This is a genomic window from Aureimonas sp. AU22 (assembly GCF_001463745.1).
Classification (GTDB): Bacteria; Pseudomonadota; Alphaproteobacteria; order Rhizobiales; family Rhizobiaceae; genus Aureimonas.
The window spans coordinates 1-15,206 of the sequence record NZ_BBWJ01000014.1 but is presented as its reverse complement, the minus strand read 5'-3'; the positions used below and the strand labels follow the sequence as shown (position 1 = coordinate 15,206).

Here is a 15,206-nt window from a genome sequence, read left to right as displayed (position 1 = left end):
GCGTCCGCGATGCCCAAGAGCGAAGGGTCTCGTGAAGGGTCGGTCGCGAAACGGCGCCGAGGCGCCTGCATCCGGAACCCGCGCGGACCGGATGCGCGTGCGCGCCGCGTGGATGTACTACGTCGAGGAGATGACGCAGAGCGACATCGCCGCCAAGCTCGACATCGGCCGCGTCAGCGTCGTGCGGCTTCTGGCGGAAGCGCGTGCCCGCGGCGAAGTGCGCATCTCCGTGTCGGGCGCCTTGGCGGACCTGACGGCGGCGGAGCGGGCGCTCGAAGCCCGTTACGGACTGAAGAGCGCAATCGTCGCCCCCGCGCCCGGCAAGGGCGAAGACCCGACGCCGGTGATCAGCGCGGCGATCGGGGGTGCCTTGTCGGACGCTGTCGACAGCGGCATGACGGTGGGCCTCGGATGGGGACGCACGCTCTTGGAGTCCCTTCCCTTTATCGAGCCTCGGGCGCTGGAGGACATGCGGGTCGTCTCGCTGCTCGGCGGCATCTCCGAAGCCCATCGCTTCAATCCGGAGGAATTCGTCTGGCGCTTCGCCCAGATCTTCAACGGCGACGCCTTCCTCCTCAGTGCCCCGGCGATCGTGGACAGCCTGGAGACGAAGACCGCGCTGCTGCACCGCTGCGGACTGCGCTCCACCCTGGACATGGCGGAGAAACTCGACGTCGTGGTCCTCAGCGTCGGCGGCATCGAACGCAACTCGACCACCTATCGCACCGGCTACATCGCGGAAGCGGAACGGCGTTCCCTCGAAAAGGCGGGGGCCGTGGGCGATATCCTGTTTCATTTCCTGGACCGGGACGGCGCTTTGGTGGATCATCCGATCAACGAACGCATCGTGTCGGCCGACATGGAGGCGATCCGCCGGGCTCCGGAGCGCATCCTGGCATCGGGTGGACCCGAGAAGATCGACATCATCCGCGCCGCCTTGGCATACCTGAGGCCCACGATCCTGGTGACGGACGAAACGACGGCCGCTCGCCTCCTCGACTGATCGTTCGCGACGCCGCTACGGGGTGGCAGAACACATTGACTTCGGTGAAGTCAAATGTTCATCTGACGTTACGAGGCAGGGAGGCCCGGGTCTCGTGGGAGGATTGGCATGACGGGTTGGCAGGCTGCGCTGGCGCTTCTCGCGCTGGCATGGGCGCTTCAGTGCGTCGGAACGGTGATTCAGGTCGGCCGCTATCGCGCGGCGTTTCGTGACGTCGGCAGTTCCTCGACGGACGGCTGGATGGGCGTCGGCAAGGGTGGCGGCGCACTGCGGGGCGGGGCGATCGCGATGATCGTCGTCGCACCCGATGGACGCGTGCGCCGGGCGACGAGCCTCCAGGGACGCACGGTCTTCGCCAAGGCGCGGCGCCTGCACGAACTGGAAGGCCGCCTCGCGTCCGACCTGCGAAACGACGCCGAAGGGCGCCGGCGCGAACCACTGGCGGCCGCCATCCTCAGCGCTCTGGATCAGGTGGCGCAGGCGCGCTCGCGGCAGGCACAAGCCGCCGACCTCGGCGGCGGTGAGCCGGTCACCGCCTGATTCGGCGCCGCCCGCCCGGGCCGCCCGACGACTTTCGAACGTGCAACGTCGCAACGCCCTCTGGGGGCACGGCTGGGAGGGCCGAACATGCTGACGATGATGATACTGGCGCAAGCGACGGCGGATCTCGCCGCGCACGGCGCCGCGCATGTCCAGGCCCTGAGCGATCCGGCGCTCGCCGTGCCGCTCGGGGATCTCGCCGCCCACCATGCGGGGGCCGCGACGGACGCCGCCCATCACGGCGCGACGCTCCTGGCGCAGGCGACCGATCCCGGCGCAGCCGGCACCGCGGCGGCGACCGCTCCGGCCACCGCGGGCGGACCGATCTCGGCCGACGAATACGCCCGGCGCGTTCAGCAACTCTCCGCCACCGGCAACCAGGAGGAGCAGCTCGGCTGGCTGGCGACCATCGGCCGACACTTCATCGGCGTCTTCCAGAAGGGCGGCGAGGTGTTCCTCGGCTTCGTCACCGGCATCATCCCGACACTGGTGGTGCTGATGACCGCCTTCTACGCGCTCACCGGCATGATCGGCGAGGAGCGCGTCCACGGCCTCGCCCAGAAGGCCGGCCGCATCGCGCTGACGCGCTACACGGTCCTCCCCGTCCTCTCGATGTTCTTCCTGACGAACCCGATGGCATACACGTTCGGCACCTTCCTGGAAGAGAAGCACAAGCCGGCCTTCTACGATTCGGCCGTGTCCTTCTGCCATCCGATCCTCGGCCTGTTCCCCCATGCCAATGCGGGCGAATACTTCGTCTGGGGCGGCGTGCTGGTGGCGCTTCTCGAACTCGAGAACCGGGGCGTCATCCCGGCCGGATACCATATCAATCTCGCGATCTACTACTTCATCGTCGGCGTGGTGGTGATCCTCCTGCGCGGCATCGTCACCGAACGCATCACCCGCTTCCTCGCCCAGCGCGAAGGCGTGACCCTCTAAGGCCCGGGGAAGAGGATCGATCGATGAGCAAGGTTTTCAGAGCCATTCGCGTCTCGCAGGGCAAGGGCGGCTGGGGCGGCCCGCTGGTGATCCAGCCGACGCCGGAGCGCGACAAGATCGTGGCGGTGACCGGCGGCGGCATCCCGCCCGTCGCCCAGCGCCTCGCCGAGCTGACCGGCGCGACCGTGGTGGACGGGTTCCGCAACCCGCCGCTGGAGTCGGAAATGGCGGCGGTCGTGATCGACTGCGGCGGCACGGCCCGCTGCGGCGTCTATGCCCGCAAGCGCATTCCGACCATCAACATCATGCCGGTCGGCCAGAGCGGCCCGCTCGCACAGTTCATCACGGAAGACATCTACGTCTCCGGCGTGACGCCGGCCGACATGGTGCCCGCCGACGGATCGGACGCGCCGGCCGGACAGCAGTCCGCCTCGCCCGCCGCGATGGGTTCTCCGACGGCCGCGCCGCGTTCGTTCTCTTCGCCAGCGGAGGCGACCGCGGCCCTCGGCGGCGCGATGCCCGCCTCGAACCAGGGCGGACTGATCGGCGCGATCACGAGCGTCGGCCGCGTCATGGGCCGGGCCGTCGGCATCTTCTTCAATGCCGGCCGGCGTACCATCGACATGGTGGTGCGCAACGTCCTGCCGTTCATGGCCTTCGTGACCATGCTGATCGGCATCATCCTCTACACCGGCATCGGCGACCTTCTCGCCGCGCCGCTCGGGCCGCTAGCCAACAACATCCTCGGCCTCGTCGTCCTGTCGGCGATCTGCGGCCTGCCCTTCCTGTCGCCCATTCTCGGACCCGGCGCGGTGATCGCACAGGTGATCGGCGTCGCCATCATCGGCCCGCAGATCGCCAACGGCACCATCGCCCCGGCGATGGCCCTGCCGGCGCTCTTTGCCTACAACGCGCAGGTCGGCTGCGACTTCGTGCCGGTCGGCCTCGCGCTCGGTGAAGCCAAGCCGAAGACGATCGAGATCGGCGTGCCCGCCGTCCTCATTAGCCGGCAGATCACCGGACCGATCGCGGTGCTGATCGCCTGGGGCGCGAGCTTCCTGCTCTGATCCCCTCGGCCGGGCGGTCGGAGCCGCCCGGCAACTCCCCTACCCGCGGGCGATGCCCGCCCGAGGACTGCCCAAGGACTGCCATGACCCAGTTTCTGCGCACCACCGTCACCGCCGTCGGGCCCGACGTTCCCGACCTCCTCGAGGGCGGCGTCCTGATCCTCTTCGCCGACGGCGCCCCGCCCGAACTCGCGGAAGTCTCGGTGATGCACGCGGTCGATGGCGAGCCTGCGGCGAGCGCCCCCGCCCCGGGCGCCGCCATCCGCGTCGGCCCGGTCGAGGCGAGGCTCACCGGCATCGGCGAACTCGCCTGGGCCAAGGTGCGCGACATCGGCCATGTCGTCGTCAACTTCAACGGCGCGGCGGCGCCCGAGCGCCCCGGCGAGCTGGCGGCCAGCCCCGTGGACGGAGCGGCACTCGCGGCGGCCCTCGTGCCCGGCGCCGTCATCGTCATCGGCGACTGAACCGTAGACCCTTCTTCGAACCTGGAACCCGAGCCATGATCGAGCGCTCCGTCGTCGTGCGCGTGCACGACGGTCTTCATGCACGCCCGGCCACCCAGTTCGTGAAGCTCGCCAAGAGCTTTGCGAGCGAGGTCGAGATCCGCTGCAACGGCCGGGGCGCCAGCGCCAAGAGCGCCGTCAAGCTGATGCTGCTCGGCGTGAAGGAGAATGACGAGGCGACCCTGCGGGCCGAGGGCACCGATGCGGCGGACGCGGTGTCAGCCCTCGCGACCTTCCTCCAGACGCCGGACGCCGGCGATATCGATCTCGCCGCCCCCGCCGCGCCGACGGCCGCGAAAGCGCCGACCGCCGCGCCGGACATGGGCCACGCCGGTGAGCGCGGCGTCGCGGCGAGCGAGGGCACCGCGATCGGTCCGGCCTTCGCATTCTTTCCGGCCGCCCTCGACATCCGGCCGCGAACCGTGGCCTTGGGCGAGATGGAAGCCGAACGCCTGCGCTACACGCAAGCGCTGGCCTCGACCGTCCATTCGTTTCGCGAAGCGAAGGCCCGCCCGAGCCTCAAGCGCGACGACGCGGCCATCATCGATGCGCTGGTGGAGGTCGCCGAGGACGCCGAGTTCATCGGCGCCGTCGAAACCGGGATCCGCGCGGGGCGCGACGCCCCGAGCGCTGTACAGGAGGCGGGCCGGACGATCGCGGCAAGCTTCGAAGCGCTGGCCGACCCTTACCTGCGCGCCCGTGCCGAGGACATCCGCTCCGTGACGCGCGCGATCATCCTCGCCCTCCTCGACATGGTGGATGCGACGCTCGCCGACATGCCGAAGGGCTCGGTGATCATCGCCGACGAGATCGCCGCGCTGGACCTCGCCAAGGCGACGCTCGCCGACATCGGCGGCATCGTCTGCCGCAAGGGCGCGGCGACGAGCCATGTCGCCATCATGGCGCGTGCCCACGGCATTCCCGCCGTCCTCGGCTTCCCGGCGGATCCGGCGCGCATGAAGGCCGCGCGGACGATCGGCCTCGACGGTGCCAGCGGCGAAGTCGTGCTCGACCCCGATTCGGAGACCGCCGCCCGCCTGCGCGGGGCCATCGCGCGCGAGGCGGAACAGCGCACGGCGCTCGATGCCTACCGCGCGGTCGAGCCGACGACGCGAGACGGACGGCGCATCGAGATTGCCGCCAATCTCGGCTCGCTCGCCGAGATCGAGACCGCGCGACAAGCGGGCGCGATGGGCGTCGGCCTCTTCCGCACCGAGTTCCTGTTCATGGAGCGCCGCGCCCTGCCCGGCGAGGACGAGCAGTCCGAGACCTACACCGCGCTCGCGAAGGCCTTCGCGCCCCACCCCGTGGTGATCCGCACGCTCGATATCGGCGGCGACAAGCCGGTGGCCGGCATCGACTTCGAACACGAGGACAACCCGTTCCTCGGCTGGCGCGGCGTGCGCATGTGCCTGGAGCGGCCGGACGTCTTCAAGCCGCAGCTCCGGGCGCTGCTGCGCGCGAGCGTCGTCGGCAACGTCAAGATCCTCCTGCCGATGATCGCCGATGTCGGCGAGGTCCGCGCCGTGCGTGCCCTCATCGACGAATGCCGGGCGGAGCTCGACGCTGCTGGCCACGCGCACGGCGCGTTCGAGCTCGGGGTGATGATCGAGACGCCGGCGGCCGTCTTCGTGGCGGACGAGATCGCCGGGGAAGTGGACTTCTTCTCCGTCGGTACCAACGACCTCACGCAATACGTCATGGCGGCCGACCGGCTGAACCCGCGCGTCGCCAAGCTCAACCGCACGGAGCATCCGGCGGTGCTCGCCGCGATCCGCATGGCCGCCCGGGCCGCGCGCGAGGCCGGCATCTGGATCGGCGTCTGCGGCGAGGCGGCCGCTCGTCCCGACCTCATTCCGTTCTTCGTCGAGAACGGCGTCAGCGAGCTCTCGATGAGCCCGGCCTCGATCCCGCGTGCCAAGAAGTGCGTGACGGAGATCTAAGAAAGTCGAAATCCAGCAAGGGGCACTTTGGGGTAATTTCCAGAAAGGCCGCTACGGGGCGTGTTTCAATCCCGCACTCTTTTCTACTCGCAGTGATCACATACCCTGCTTCGGAACGCTCGGCTTGCACTTTTCGTATTCGTTTGGATGGCCCTTATAGGATGCATCGCAGGTTACTCGGTCCATCTCGTCGCTAAGTGATAGGGCACAATAGTAGAGAAGAGGGCACAAGAGCAGTACGACGACGACCCCGCGTAGCATCTGGCGTCCTTTCAAAATCAGAGAATACAAGTTCTTGAACGCGCGCGGAGCGTCCTCAAGAGGTTAAAACTCGCCGGAACGTTGCAAAGGGACTGTCAGCCAGCTATCTCGGCCGTGATCTCGTCATAGGTGCGGGCGACGAAGTCCGCGCCGGCCTCGCGCAGCGCATCGCCGGTGTTGGCGAGGAGATGCGCGCCGCCGAGGAAGCCGTAGGCCACCATGCCGGCGGCTTTGGCGCCCATCACGCCGAAGCGCGAATCCTCGATCACCAGGCTGCGGGACGGTTCGAAGCCCATGCGAGCGGCGGCGTGGAGCACGAGATCGGGCGCCGGCTTGCCGTGCTTCACGTCGTGCGAGGAGAAGATCGCGTCGTCTGAGAAGAACCGGTCGAGGCCGGTGACCTTCAGGCTGTGTCGGATGCGCTCGTGGTCGGACGACGAGGCGACGCAGCGCGGAAGCGACGAACGCTCGAGGAACTCGACGATCCCGGGCGTGGGTGCGAGTTCGGCGGTGAACAGCGCCTTGGTCTCGGTCCAGAAACGGGGATGGTATTCTTCGGCGAGAGAGCGCCCGGTGCGCGCCTCGATCCCCTGGAGGATGTCGGCCATCTTCATGCCGACCATGGCGTTGACCATGTCGGCCGTCACCTCGATGCCGGCCTGGCGGTAGACGGACTGCATCGCGCGCCGGGCGAGAACCTCGCTGTCGACGAGAACCCCGTCGCAGTCGAAGATGATGCTGTCGATCTCGGCCATGGTCGCCCTCTGAAGGTTCCTCCCCCGCGCGGACCGAAAACGGCTAGCGCGTCAGTTCGCGGAGAAGGCGGGCGACGTCGCCCTTCTGTTCGATCTGCGGCATATGTCCCGTCCTCGGGAACACATGCAAGGCGATCCGCCCCGGCAGACCGGTGAAATGGCGTGCCGGCACGACGCGATCGTCCGCCCCCGCGACGATCTTCACCGGCATGGACAGGCCGGAAACGAGATCGCGAACCGAGACGTGCTGCGTTCCGTTGGAGAAGAGCGCCGCACCGAGGCGCGTCTGCGCCTGCGAATGACGGCCGTCGGCACGCGCGCGGGCGGCCGCCCGCACGAAGCTGTCCGTCAGCACGGCGGGGTCCACCACAAGATGGCAGAGCCAGGTCCGGATCGGCGCCTCCTCCGTCGCGCGGGCGAACCCTTCGGTGAAACCCGTGTCGATGTCCGGTCCAAAGCCGGCCGGCGAGATCAACAGGAGCGAGCGCACGTCGCTCGCGGTGCCGCTCGCCACCGCGGTCGCCACCGCGCCGCCGAGCGAATGTCCGACGAGGTGGCAGGTGGCGAGCCCCAGCGCGATCAGCGTCTCCTCGACGCCGGAAACCAAAGCGTCGAAGCCGTCGGCCACGCGGTCGAGCGATGCACCGTGGCCGGCGAGATCGAGCCCAAGCACCGGGCCGCCCTCCACCATTTCGGCCAGAAGCGGACGCCAACTGGCCGATTCCGATCCGAAGCCGTGGATCAAGACGACGGGCACGCCCTCCCCTTCGCGCAGCCGGACGACGGCCAGCGGTGTTGCGACGTCGGCCCTTTCGGCGGGCGCACGCGGTGCGGGCCGAGCCTCGGGTTCGCGCGCCGCGGGCAGCGGAGGCGGCGTCAGCGGGACGGGCGTCGCCCGCGCCGTCGCCGCCTTCTCCACGTCGTCGCGCCCGATACGGCCGAGCGGGCCGCTGCCGGCGATGGTGGCGAGGTCGATGCCGCGCTCGCGGGCGATGCGCCGGGCCAGCGGGGTCGCGCGCACGCCCCGGCGCTCGCTTCCCGTCTCGGCACTGTCGGCGGCATCGACGCTTGCGCGTGCCGGGACGCTGTCGCCGGAAGGAAGCTTGGAGTCCGTCTCGACGTCCGGGTCGGGACCGACCACGACCGGGGCACCGGCGCCTGCAGTCGCGGCGTCGAACGCTTCGCCCTCGGCGTATATCCAGGCGACCGGCGCGCCGACCGCGATGTCGACGCCCTCGGCGCCTGTCACGTTGCGGAGCGTGCCGCTCGCGGGCGCGTCCACCTCCATGGCCGCCTTGTCGGTCTCGATCTCGAAGAGCGGTTCGCCCTTCTTGATGGCGTCGCCTTCCCTGTAGAACCAGCGCGAGATCTGGCCGGTCGCCATGTCCATGTCGACCTTGGGCAGGATCACTTCGGTCGGCATGGCGATCAGCGCTCCCTCTTGTGGAGCGCGCGCACGGCGCGGACGATGTCCGGAACCTGCGGCACCACCGCCTTCTCGAGTTCGGGATTGTAGGGGATCGGCGCCTCGGCGCCCCCCAGGCGGACGATCGGCGCGTCGAGATAGTCGAAGGCCTCGCTTTCCGCGATCATCGCCGAGATCTCGGCGCCGACGCCCAGCGTCTTCACGCCCTCGTAGACGCAGACGAGGCGGCCCGTCTTCATCACGCTGGCGACGATGGTCTCACGGTCCATCGGGCGAACGGTTCTGAGGTCCACGACCTCGACGTCGATGCCGTCCTTCGCCAGTTCCTCGGCGGCGGCAAGCGACTTGTGGACCATGATGGCCGAGGCGACGATCGTGAGATCCCGCCCTTCGCGCACTACGGCCGCCTTGCCGATCGGCACGGTGTAGCGGCCTTCCGGCACGATGCCCTTCGACTTGTAGAGGATCTTGTGCTCGAAGATCATCACCGGATCGGGATCGTCGATCGCGGCGAGCAGCATGCCCTTGGCGTCGTGCGGCGTCGAGGGCTGGAGCACCTTCAGGCCGGGCACGTGGCCGAGCCAGGCCTCGAGGCTCTGCGAGTGCTGCGCCGCCGCGCCCGTACCCGACCCGGCGGGAAAGCGCATGACGAGCGGCACCGAGACGTTGCCGCCGAGCATGAAGCGAAGCTTGGCCGCCTGGTTGACGATCTGCTCCATCGCCAGCGTCGCGAAGTCCGAGAACTGGAACTCGTAGATCGGCTTCATGCCGGTGAGCGCCGCGCCGACCGCGACGCCCGCGCCTCCCAGTTCGGCGATCGGCGTGTCGATCACGCGGTCCGCGCCGAAGCGATGGACGAGATCGCCCGTCACCTGGAAGGCGCCACCGTAGACGCCGATGTCCTCACCCATGATGAAGACGCGCGGGTTCTCCTCCATAGCGATGGCGATCGCTTCCTGGATCGCCTGGGCATAGGAAAGCTCGCGGCCGCCAGCCGCGTCGGCAAGTTCGCTCATCCCTGTGGTTCCTTGGGGTCTTGTGCGGCTTCAGGCCGTGTAGACGAAACGCGTCGCGTCGGACGGGTCGGGCGACGGGGAGTTCTTGGCGAACTCGATGCCGTCCGCGATCTCGCGCTCGACGCCGGCGCGGATCTCCTCCACGTCGTCAGCCGACACGATCCCGTACTGGATCATCTCGGCCTCGAAACGGCCGATCGGATCCTTGGAGATCCAGTCGTCGATCTCCTCCTTCGTGCGGTAGCGGTTGCGGTCGCTCTTGGAGTGGCCGCGGTGGCGATAGGTCTTGCACTCGATCAGCGTCGGGCCCTCGCCCCGGCGCGCGCGCTCGATGGCGGCGACGGAGGCTTCCGAGACGTCGGACAGCGAGTTGCCGTCCACCGTGACGCCAGGCATCGAATAGGCCACCGCGCGCTCGGCGATGTTCTTCACTGCCGTGGAGCGTTCGGTCGAGACCGACATGCCGTACTTGTTGTTCTCGCACACGAACACGACCGGCAGCTTCCAGATCGAGGCCATGTTGAGCGCCTCGTGGAAGGCACCCTCGTTGTTGGCGCCGTCGCCGAAGAACGACACGACGACGTCGGGCCGCTTCTGCATCTTCATGGACAGCGCCGCGCCGACCGCGATCGGCAGGCCGCCCCCGACGATGCCGTTGGCGCCGAGATTGCCCTTGGTGACGTCTGCGATGTGCATCGAGCCGCCGCGGCCGCGGCAGTAGCCCGTCTCCTTGCCGAAGAACTCGGCGAACATCCGACCCACCTCGGCGCCCTTGGCGATGCAGTGGCCGTGGCCGCGATGGGTCGAGGTGATCTGGTCGGTGTCGGTGAGGGCGAGGCAGGTGCCGACCGCCGAGGCTTCCTGGCCGATCGACAGGTGCATCGTGCCGTGGATCAGCCCGCGCGTGTAGCTCTCCTCCGCCCCTTCCTCGAAACGGCGGATCAGATGCATCTGGCGCAGCGCGTCCTTCAGGATCGCCGGTGCGAAGTGGCGGAAGGCGAAGGGGCGGTTGTCGCCCTCGCGCCCGCCGGCCTGCGGCGCGGCATCGGCGACCTCCGAAACCCTGGGGATGGCGGACATGGATGCGTCTCCTGATCCGGTCACTCGGCGGCGGTGGCGAAGCGCCCGTCGGCCTGGTCGAGGCGACGGCGGATCTGAGTGATCACCAGGCTGTCGTCCGGCTCGCAATTGGCATAGGTCAGCTTCTCGCCGGCCTTGATCGGCTTGATGACCCGCGCCTGTTCGGCAAGGCCCAGCGGCAGGGCCCCCTCGTCGCGGGCGTCCTCCCAGGTCATCGCGAAGCCGCGATAGTCGTACTCGCCGATCTTGCCGAGCGTATCGCCGGGGTTCAGGTCGCGCTTGGCGAGCGTCACGCACTCGGCCACCGGGCGGTCGGCGGGAACGAGGTCCGGAGCGCCCTTCACCACCGCGCGCACCGCCGACAGCGGCACTTCGAGCGAGGTCAGGTGATAGGGGCGGAAGATCGTGTAGTTCGGGCCGGGGCCCATCTTGAGATCGCTCATGCGCTCCAGCACGCGGTCGTGCCTCGGCTTGACGATGCAGAACACGCCGGGCGCGACGCCCTTGCCGATGGAGTAGTCGACCTTGCCGGTGCCCGACAGCACGCCGCCGTCTTCCTTCGTGCAGAGGACGGAGGCGAGTTCGTCGCGCGTCGCGGCCGGCCCGTGCATGCCCGGAACGTCCGGAACGAGGCCGGTGGCGTTGGCGACGGCGACCATCTCGATCATCGTCTTGGAGCCGTCCACGAACTCGACCAGCATGCGTGCGTTCATGTTACGCTGGCGGGCCTCCTCCTCGTAGGCGTCCGGCGTCGCATCGAACTTCAACGGGTTGTTCTTGCCCTTGCCGGCGCACACGATGTCGAAGCCGAGCGACTGTGCGAAGCCGATGATCTCGATCGTGGCCGCCGGTTCGTCGCCCGCCGCGCCGGTATAGACGACGCCGGCCTTGGCCGCCTCCTCGCGCAGGAAACGGCCGATCGTTATGTCGGCCTCGACGTTCAGCATCACGACGTGCTTGCCGTTCCGGAAGGCTTCCAGCGCGATCAGCGTGCCGACGTTGGGGTTGCCCGTGGCGTCGATGATGACGTCGATGCGGCCGGAGGCGCATAGCGCCTTGTAATCCTGCGTCAGCGCGACCTTGCCGCCCTCGATGGCGCGGTCGATGTCGTTGAAGCCGGACGCATGCATGAACTCGGTGCCGGCCATGCGCAGCGCGGCCTCGGCGCCCGCGACGTTCAACTCCGACAGCGCCCCGAGGCGCACGCCCGGCATCAGGGTGAGCTGCACCACCATGTCAGTGCCCATCTGGCCGGAACCGGCGAGGCCCACGGTCACCGGGCCGTTCTTGTTGGCATAGGCCTGGAGCTCGGCCGCGAGGCCAACCTGAAGAATCGTCATCGAGTTTCCTCCCATACGAAAGGTGATACATTTGTCTTCTCTTGAAGACAAGAGTTCATAATCGGTCCGCTGCGCTTTTTCAGCCGCCCAGGAGGCGTTCGGCCGTGCGCTCGTCGGTCACGAGGATTTCCGGCGAGAGCAGTGTCATCGCGGCGCGGATCGCGGGGAATTTCGACCAGCCGCCGCTCGCCAGCACCGTTCGCCGCGCATCCACCAGCCGGCGCGGATCGACGGCCAGCACCCGGTCGTTGACGGAGTGGTCGAGAACGCGCCCTTCCGCGTCGATGAAGCGGCAGAGGATGTCACCCACCGCCCCCGCCCGCTCCAGGCTGTCGAGGTCGGCGCGCTCCAGAAGCCCGTAGTGGACAAAGATCGAATCGCGCGTGAAGTCGCCGACGGAGAGGATGGCGAGGTCCAGCCTGTCGGTGCGGCGGAAGACTTCGGCGATGCCGCGATGGGCGAGCAGCGCGTCGCGCGTCGCGCCGTCCGGCGCAAAGACCGGACAGGCCAGCATGTAGCAGTCGCCGCCGATCCGATCGGCGAAGCGCCAGGCGAATTCCGACGGGTTGGACAGGGTGACGTGCGTCAGACCGCCCAGCATCGAGATCGTGGTCGAACGCGCATGAACCATCGGCTCCACGAAGGGAAGCGAGGAGGAGAGCGTGCGCCCCCAGCCGAGGCCGATCGTCATGCCGTCGGCGAGGAGATCGGGCAGCAGCTGGCCGAGCGCCGCTCCGATCATGGCGGGCAGTTGCGCCTCGTCCTGCGGGTCCGGCACCACGACGACGCGCTCCATGTCGTAGCGCGCGCGCACCTCGCGCTCGAGCTTCGCGCAACGCGCGATCGGCGAGGTGACGCGGATCTGCACCGTGCCGTCCTCGCGCGCCGCCGCCAGCATGCGCAGGACGCGCGTGCGGGTGAGCCCCAGGATCTTGGCCACCTGGTCCTGCGTCAGCCCTTCCATGTAGTAGAGCCAGGCGGCGCGCGCCTTGATGTCGTCGCTGTCGATGGAGGACACGGCCTGTCTTTCGGCGGAGGGAGGGGTCTGCCTTGCGTTTAGCCCCTCGCCGGCGTGCAGGGACAGCCCCGGCGCGCCGACGCGTGCGCGCCAGCCCATCGATCAGCCTCCGATCGCAGGCAGGGGGCTTTCGATCGGGGTCATCCCCTGGCTCTCAGGCCGCGGTCCGGCTGACGCCGTCGATACGGATCTCCGATGGGCGGGTCGCGTGCTTGGTGAAGGCCAGCGTCGCCTCGAAGGAGGTGACGCCCGCCTGGCTGCCGAGACCGGTAGCGTTGAGGGCCGAGGTCGCCTGGGCGAAGCGCACCATGGATTCGGGGTCCATGCCACGCACGAGACCGGTGGCGATGCCGGCATTGAACGCGTCGCCGCAGCCGCAGGAGCAGACCATGTCGATCGCGAAGGCCGGCATCAGGAAGCGGTCGCCGTTGGCGTGACGATAGTAAGCCCCGTTCTCGCCGAGCGTCAGGATGCAGCAGGTCACGCCCTTGTCGAGAAAGAAGCGCGAGACGTCCTCGACGTCCTCCAGCCCCGACAGGACGCGCGCCTCCTCAATGGAAGGCAGGAAGTAGTCCGTGTGCGGCAGGAGGCCGACGACGTTGGCGAGATCCTTCTCGGCGGCGGCGAAGACGTCCACCGTGGTGATCGCGCCGCGCCGCTTGGCCTCCGCGAAGAGCGTGGCGCTCGGCTCGCCGTCCATGCGATCCATCAGCCCGACGCCGCCGATGTGGACGACGGTGGCGTCCAGCACCTGGTCCCACATGTCCGGCGTGATCACGAAGGCGCCGGTCGCGCCCTTCATGTGGAGCGCCGGCCGCGAGCCGTCGGCGCGGGTCAGAACGATCGAGGTCGAGGTGCCGACGCCGGTCAGGCGCTGCATGGTCGAGATGTCGACGCCGAAATGCGCCATGCGGTCCAGCACCCAGCCGGCCATCAGGTCGTCGCCGACGCCGCCGACCGCAAGGCACTTGAGGCCGTGCTTGGCGGCCGCGACGACCGCTGCGCCCGCCGCGCCGGAGACGGCGAGGTCGATCTGTTCGATGAACTGCGTGCCCCCGCCCGGCGGGATGGCGCCGACGGGCCGGCCGAGGCAATCGAACGTGTAGAAGCCGATCGACGAGTAGTCGTAGCGCATGGCGCATTCCTCCCAAGGGTGGCGGACCCCTTCCCGATCCGCCGGACTGTGGCTTCAGGCGGCGGCGAGGCGGATCGCCTCCACCTCGCTCGCGAGCGCGGGCGTCACACGGCCCGACAGGGCCAGGTCCGTTCGTCGGCGCAAAATATCGTCCGCTGTCCGGACCCGTTCGTTGGCGGCGATCCAGGCGATCTCGGCGACGTGATGGTCGGGCGCAGCGTTCAGGGTTTTTCGATCCGATGCGCCGATCGCGCGGGCGATCGCGCGGGCGCGGGTGCCGTAGCGGCGCAGGAGCCGTTCGCCGACCGGTTCGGGCGATCCGGCAAGGGCCGCGAGCTCCCGGGCCAGCGCGACGCGCTCGCTTTCCTGCGCGGGAAAGCCTTGCCCCCCGCCGATCGCGAGCTCGGCCGTCGAAGCGCGGCGCGTGCCACCGAGCCGGGCCAGCACGCGGTCGGTGACCTCCTCGGAGAAGCCGCGATAGGTCGTCCACTTGCCGCCGATCAGGGACAGGACCGGCACGTCGCTGCCGGGCAGCCGCTCTTCCGCGACCGAATGGTCGCGGCTGATCGCGCCGGGATCGTCCACATCGGCGTTGGGCAGCGGCCGCACGCCGCAGAAGGCGTAGACGACGTCCTTGCGCGCGATCGCGATCCCCGGGAAGACCTCCGAGACGACCGCGATCATGTAGGCGATCTCCTCCTCGCTCACTCTCGCTTCGTCGGGATGGTTTACCGGAATGTCGGTGGAGCCGATCAGCACCCGCCCCTTGAACGGATAAAGCAGGTTCACCCGTCCGTCGGCCGAACCGAAATACACCATGCGTTGCCCGAGCGCTTCCAGAAGCTCGGGATGCTCCACCACGACATGGCTGCCCTTCGTGCCGCCCATGTGGCGCGTGTTGAGGCCGAGCGCGGCGTTGACGCCGTCGATCCAGGCGCCGCCGGCGTTGACGACGACATCCGCCCTCACCCACTCGCGCGCGCCGGTGAGGACGTCCTCGATCTCGATCGCGCCGCCGGCCTGCGAGCGGACCTTGGTGTAGCTGCGGGCCTCGCTGCCCGGATTGTCCTTCAGCGCGTCGAGCACGAGTTCCAGTCCGAGCCGCTCGGCATGGTCGAGGCGGGCCTCGTAGTAGAGGCCGACCGCGGTGATCGCGGGGTCGAGGCCCTTCAGCTCGGCC

General features: G+C 69.0%; 14 protein-coding genes. 6 read left to right on the top strand and 8 right to left on the bottom strand.

Annotated features, from left to right (window positions below; all coding sequences use genetic code 11):
- Positions 1-91: 91 nt before the first annotated feature.
- The 6 genes from AUL34_RS04845 to ptsP all read left to right on the top strand — a co-directional run bounded on the left by AUL34_RS04845 (position 92) and on the right by ptsP (position 5,995).
- Positions 92-1,003: a sugar-binding transcriptional regulator gene (locus AUL34_RS04845; protein WP_061931778.1), complete on the top strand. Its 912-nt coding sequence runs from the start codon at positions 92-94 to the stop codon at positions 1,001-1,003.
- A 108-nt stretch (positions 1,004-1,111) separates the two neighbouring features.
- Positions 1,112-1,543, top strand: coding sequence for a transcriptional regulator GutM (locus tag AUL34_RS04840; protein ID WP_061931776.1), 432 nt, complete (start codon positions 1,112-1,114; stop codon positions 1,541-1,543).
- Between the two features lie 87 nt (positions 1,544-1,630).
- Positions 1,631-2,482: a PTS glucitol/sorbitol transporter subunit IIC gene (locus AUL34_RS04835; RefSeq protein WP_244492443.1), complete on the top strand. Its 852-nt coding sequence runs from the start codon at positions 1,631-1,633 to the stop codon at positions 2,480-2,482.
- Positions 2,483-2,505: 23 nt separating this feature from the next.
- On the top strand, positions 2,506-3,549 hold the full coding sequence (locus tag AUL34_RS04830) for a PTS glucitol/sorbitol transporter subunit IIB (RefSeq protein ID WP_061931774.1): 1,044 nt from the start codon (positions 2,506-2,508) through the stop codon (positions 3,547-3,549).
- Positions 3,550-3,632: 83 nt separating this feature from the next.
- On the top strand, positions 3,633-4,013 hold the full coding sequence (locus tag AUL34_RS04825; RefSeq protein ID WP_061931772.1) for a PTS glucitol/sorbitol transporter subunit IIA: 381 nt from the start codon (positions 3,633-3,635) through the stop codon (positions 4,011-4,013).
- A 35-nt stretch (positions 4,014-4,048) separates the two neighbouring features.
- Positions 4,049-5,995 carry a phosphoenolpyruvate--protein phosphotransferase gene (gene ptsP / locus AUL34_RS04820; RefSeq protein ID WP_370539024.1) on the top strand — a complete coding sequence of 649 codons (1,947 nt, stop codon included), beginning with the start codon at positions 4,049-4,051 and terminating at the stop codon, positions 5,993-5,995.
- Positions 5,996-6,351: 356 nt separating this feature from the next.
- Here ptsP and AUL34_RS04815 read toward each other — a convergent pair whose 3' ends face one another.
- The 8 genes from AUL34_RS04815 to AUL34_RS04780 all read right to left on the bottom strand — a co-directional run.
- Positions 6,352-7,011, bottom strand: coding sequence for an HAD family phosphatase (locus tag AUL34_RS04815; RefSeq protein ID WP_061931770.1), 660 nt, complete (start codon positions 7,009-7,011; stop codon positions 6,352-6,354).
- A 43-nt stretch (positions 7,012-7,054) separates the two neighbouring features.
- The gene (locus tag AUL34_RS04810; protein WP_061931768.1) at positions 7,055-8,434 is read right to left on the bottom strand and encodes an acetoin dehydrogenase dihydrolipoyllysine-residue acetyltransferase subunit; all 1,380 of its coding nucleotides are present in this window, start codon (positions 8,432-8,434) and stop codon (positions 7,055-7,057) included.
- A 5-nt stretch (positions 8,435-8,439) separates the two neighbouring features.
- On the bottom strand, positions 8,440-9,453 hold the full coding sequence (locus AUL34_RS04805) for an alpha-ketoacid dehydrogenase subunit beta (protein ID WP_061931765.1): 1,014 nt from the start codon (positions 9,451-9,453) through the stop codon (positions 8,440-8,442).
- A gap of 30 nt (positions 9,454-9,483) precedes the next feature.
- Positions 9,484-10,533: a thiamine pyrophosphate-dependent dehydrogenase E1 component subunit alpha gene (locus tag AUL34_RS04800; protein ID WP_061931763.1), complete on the bottom strand. Its 1,050-nt coding sequence runs from the start codon at positions 10,531-10,533 to the stop codon at positions 9,484-9,486.
- Between the two features lie 20 nt (positions 10,534-10,553).
- Positions 10,554-11,873 carry an NAD(P)H-dependent oxidoreductase gene (locus tag AUL34_RS04795; RefSeq protein ID WP_156420796.1) on the bottom strand — a complete coding sequence of 440 codons (1,320 nt, stop codon included), beginning with the start codon at positions 11,871-11,873 and terminating at the stop codon, positions 10,554-10,556.
- Between the two features lie 79 nt (positions 11,874-11,952).
- Complete coding sequence (locus AUL34_RS04790; RefSeq protein WP_061931759.1) at positions 11,953-12,891, bottom strand: sugar-binding transcriptional regulator; 939 nt, start codon at positions 12,889-12,891, stop codon at positions 11,953-11,955.
- A gap of 154 nt (positions 12,892-13,045) precedes the next feature.
- A complete protein-coding gene (locus AUL34_RS04785) occupies positions 13,046-14,026 on the bottom strand; it encodes a carbohydrate kinase family protein (protein ID WP_061931757.1) in 981 nt (326 codons plus the stop codon).
- A 54-nt stretch (positions 14,027-14,080) separates the two neighbouring features.
- Positions 14,081-15,206: glycerol-3-phosphate dehydrogenase/oxidase (locus AUL34_RS04780; RefSeq protein ID WP_156420795.1), on the bottom strand; the 1,126-nt coding region annotated here is incomplete at its 5' end.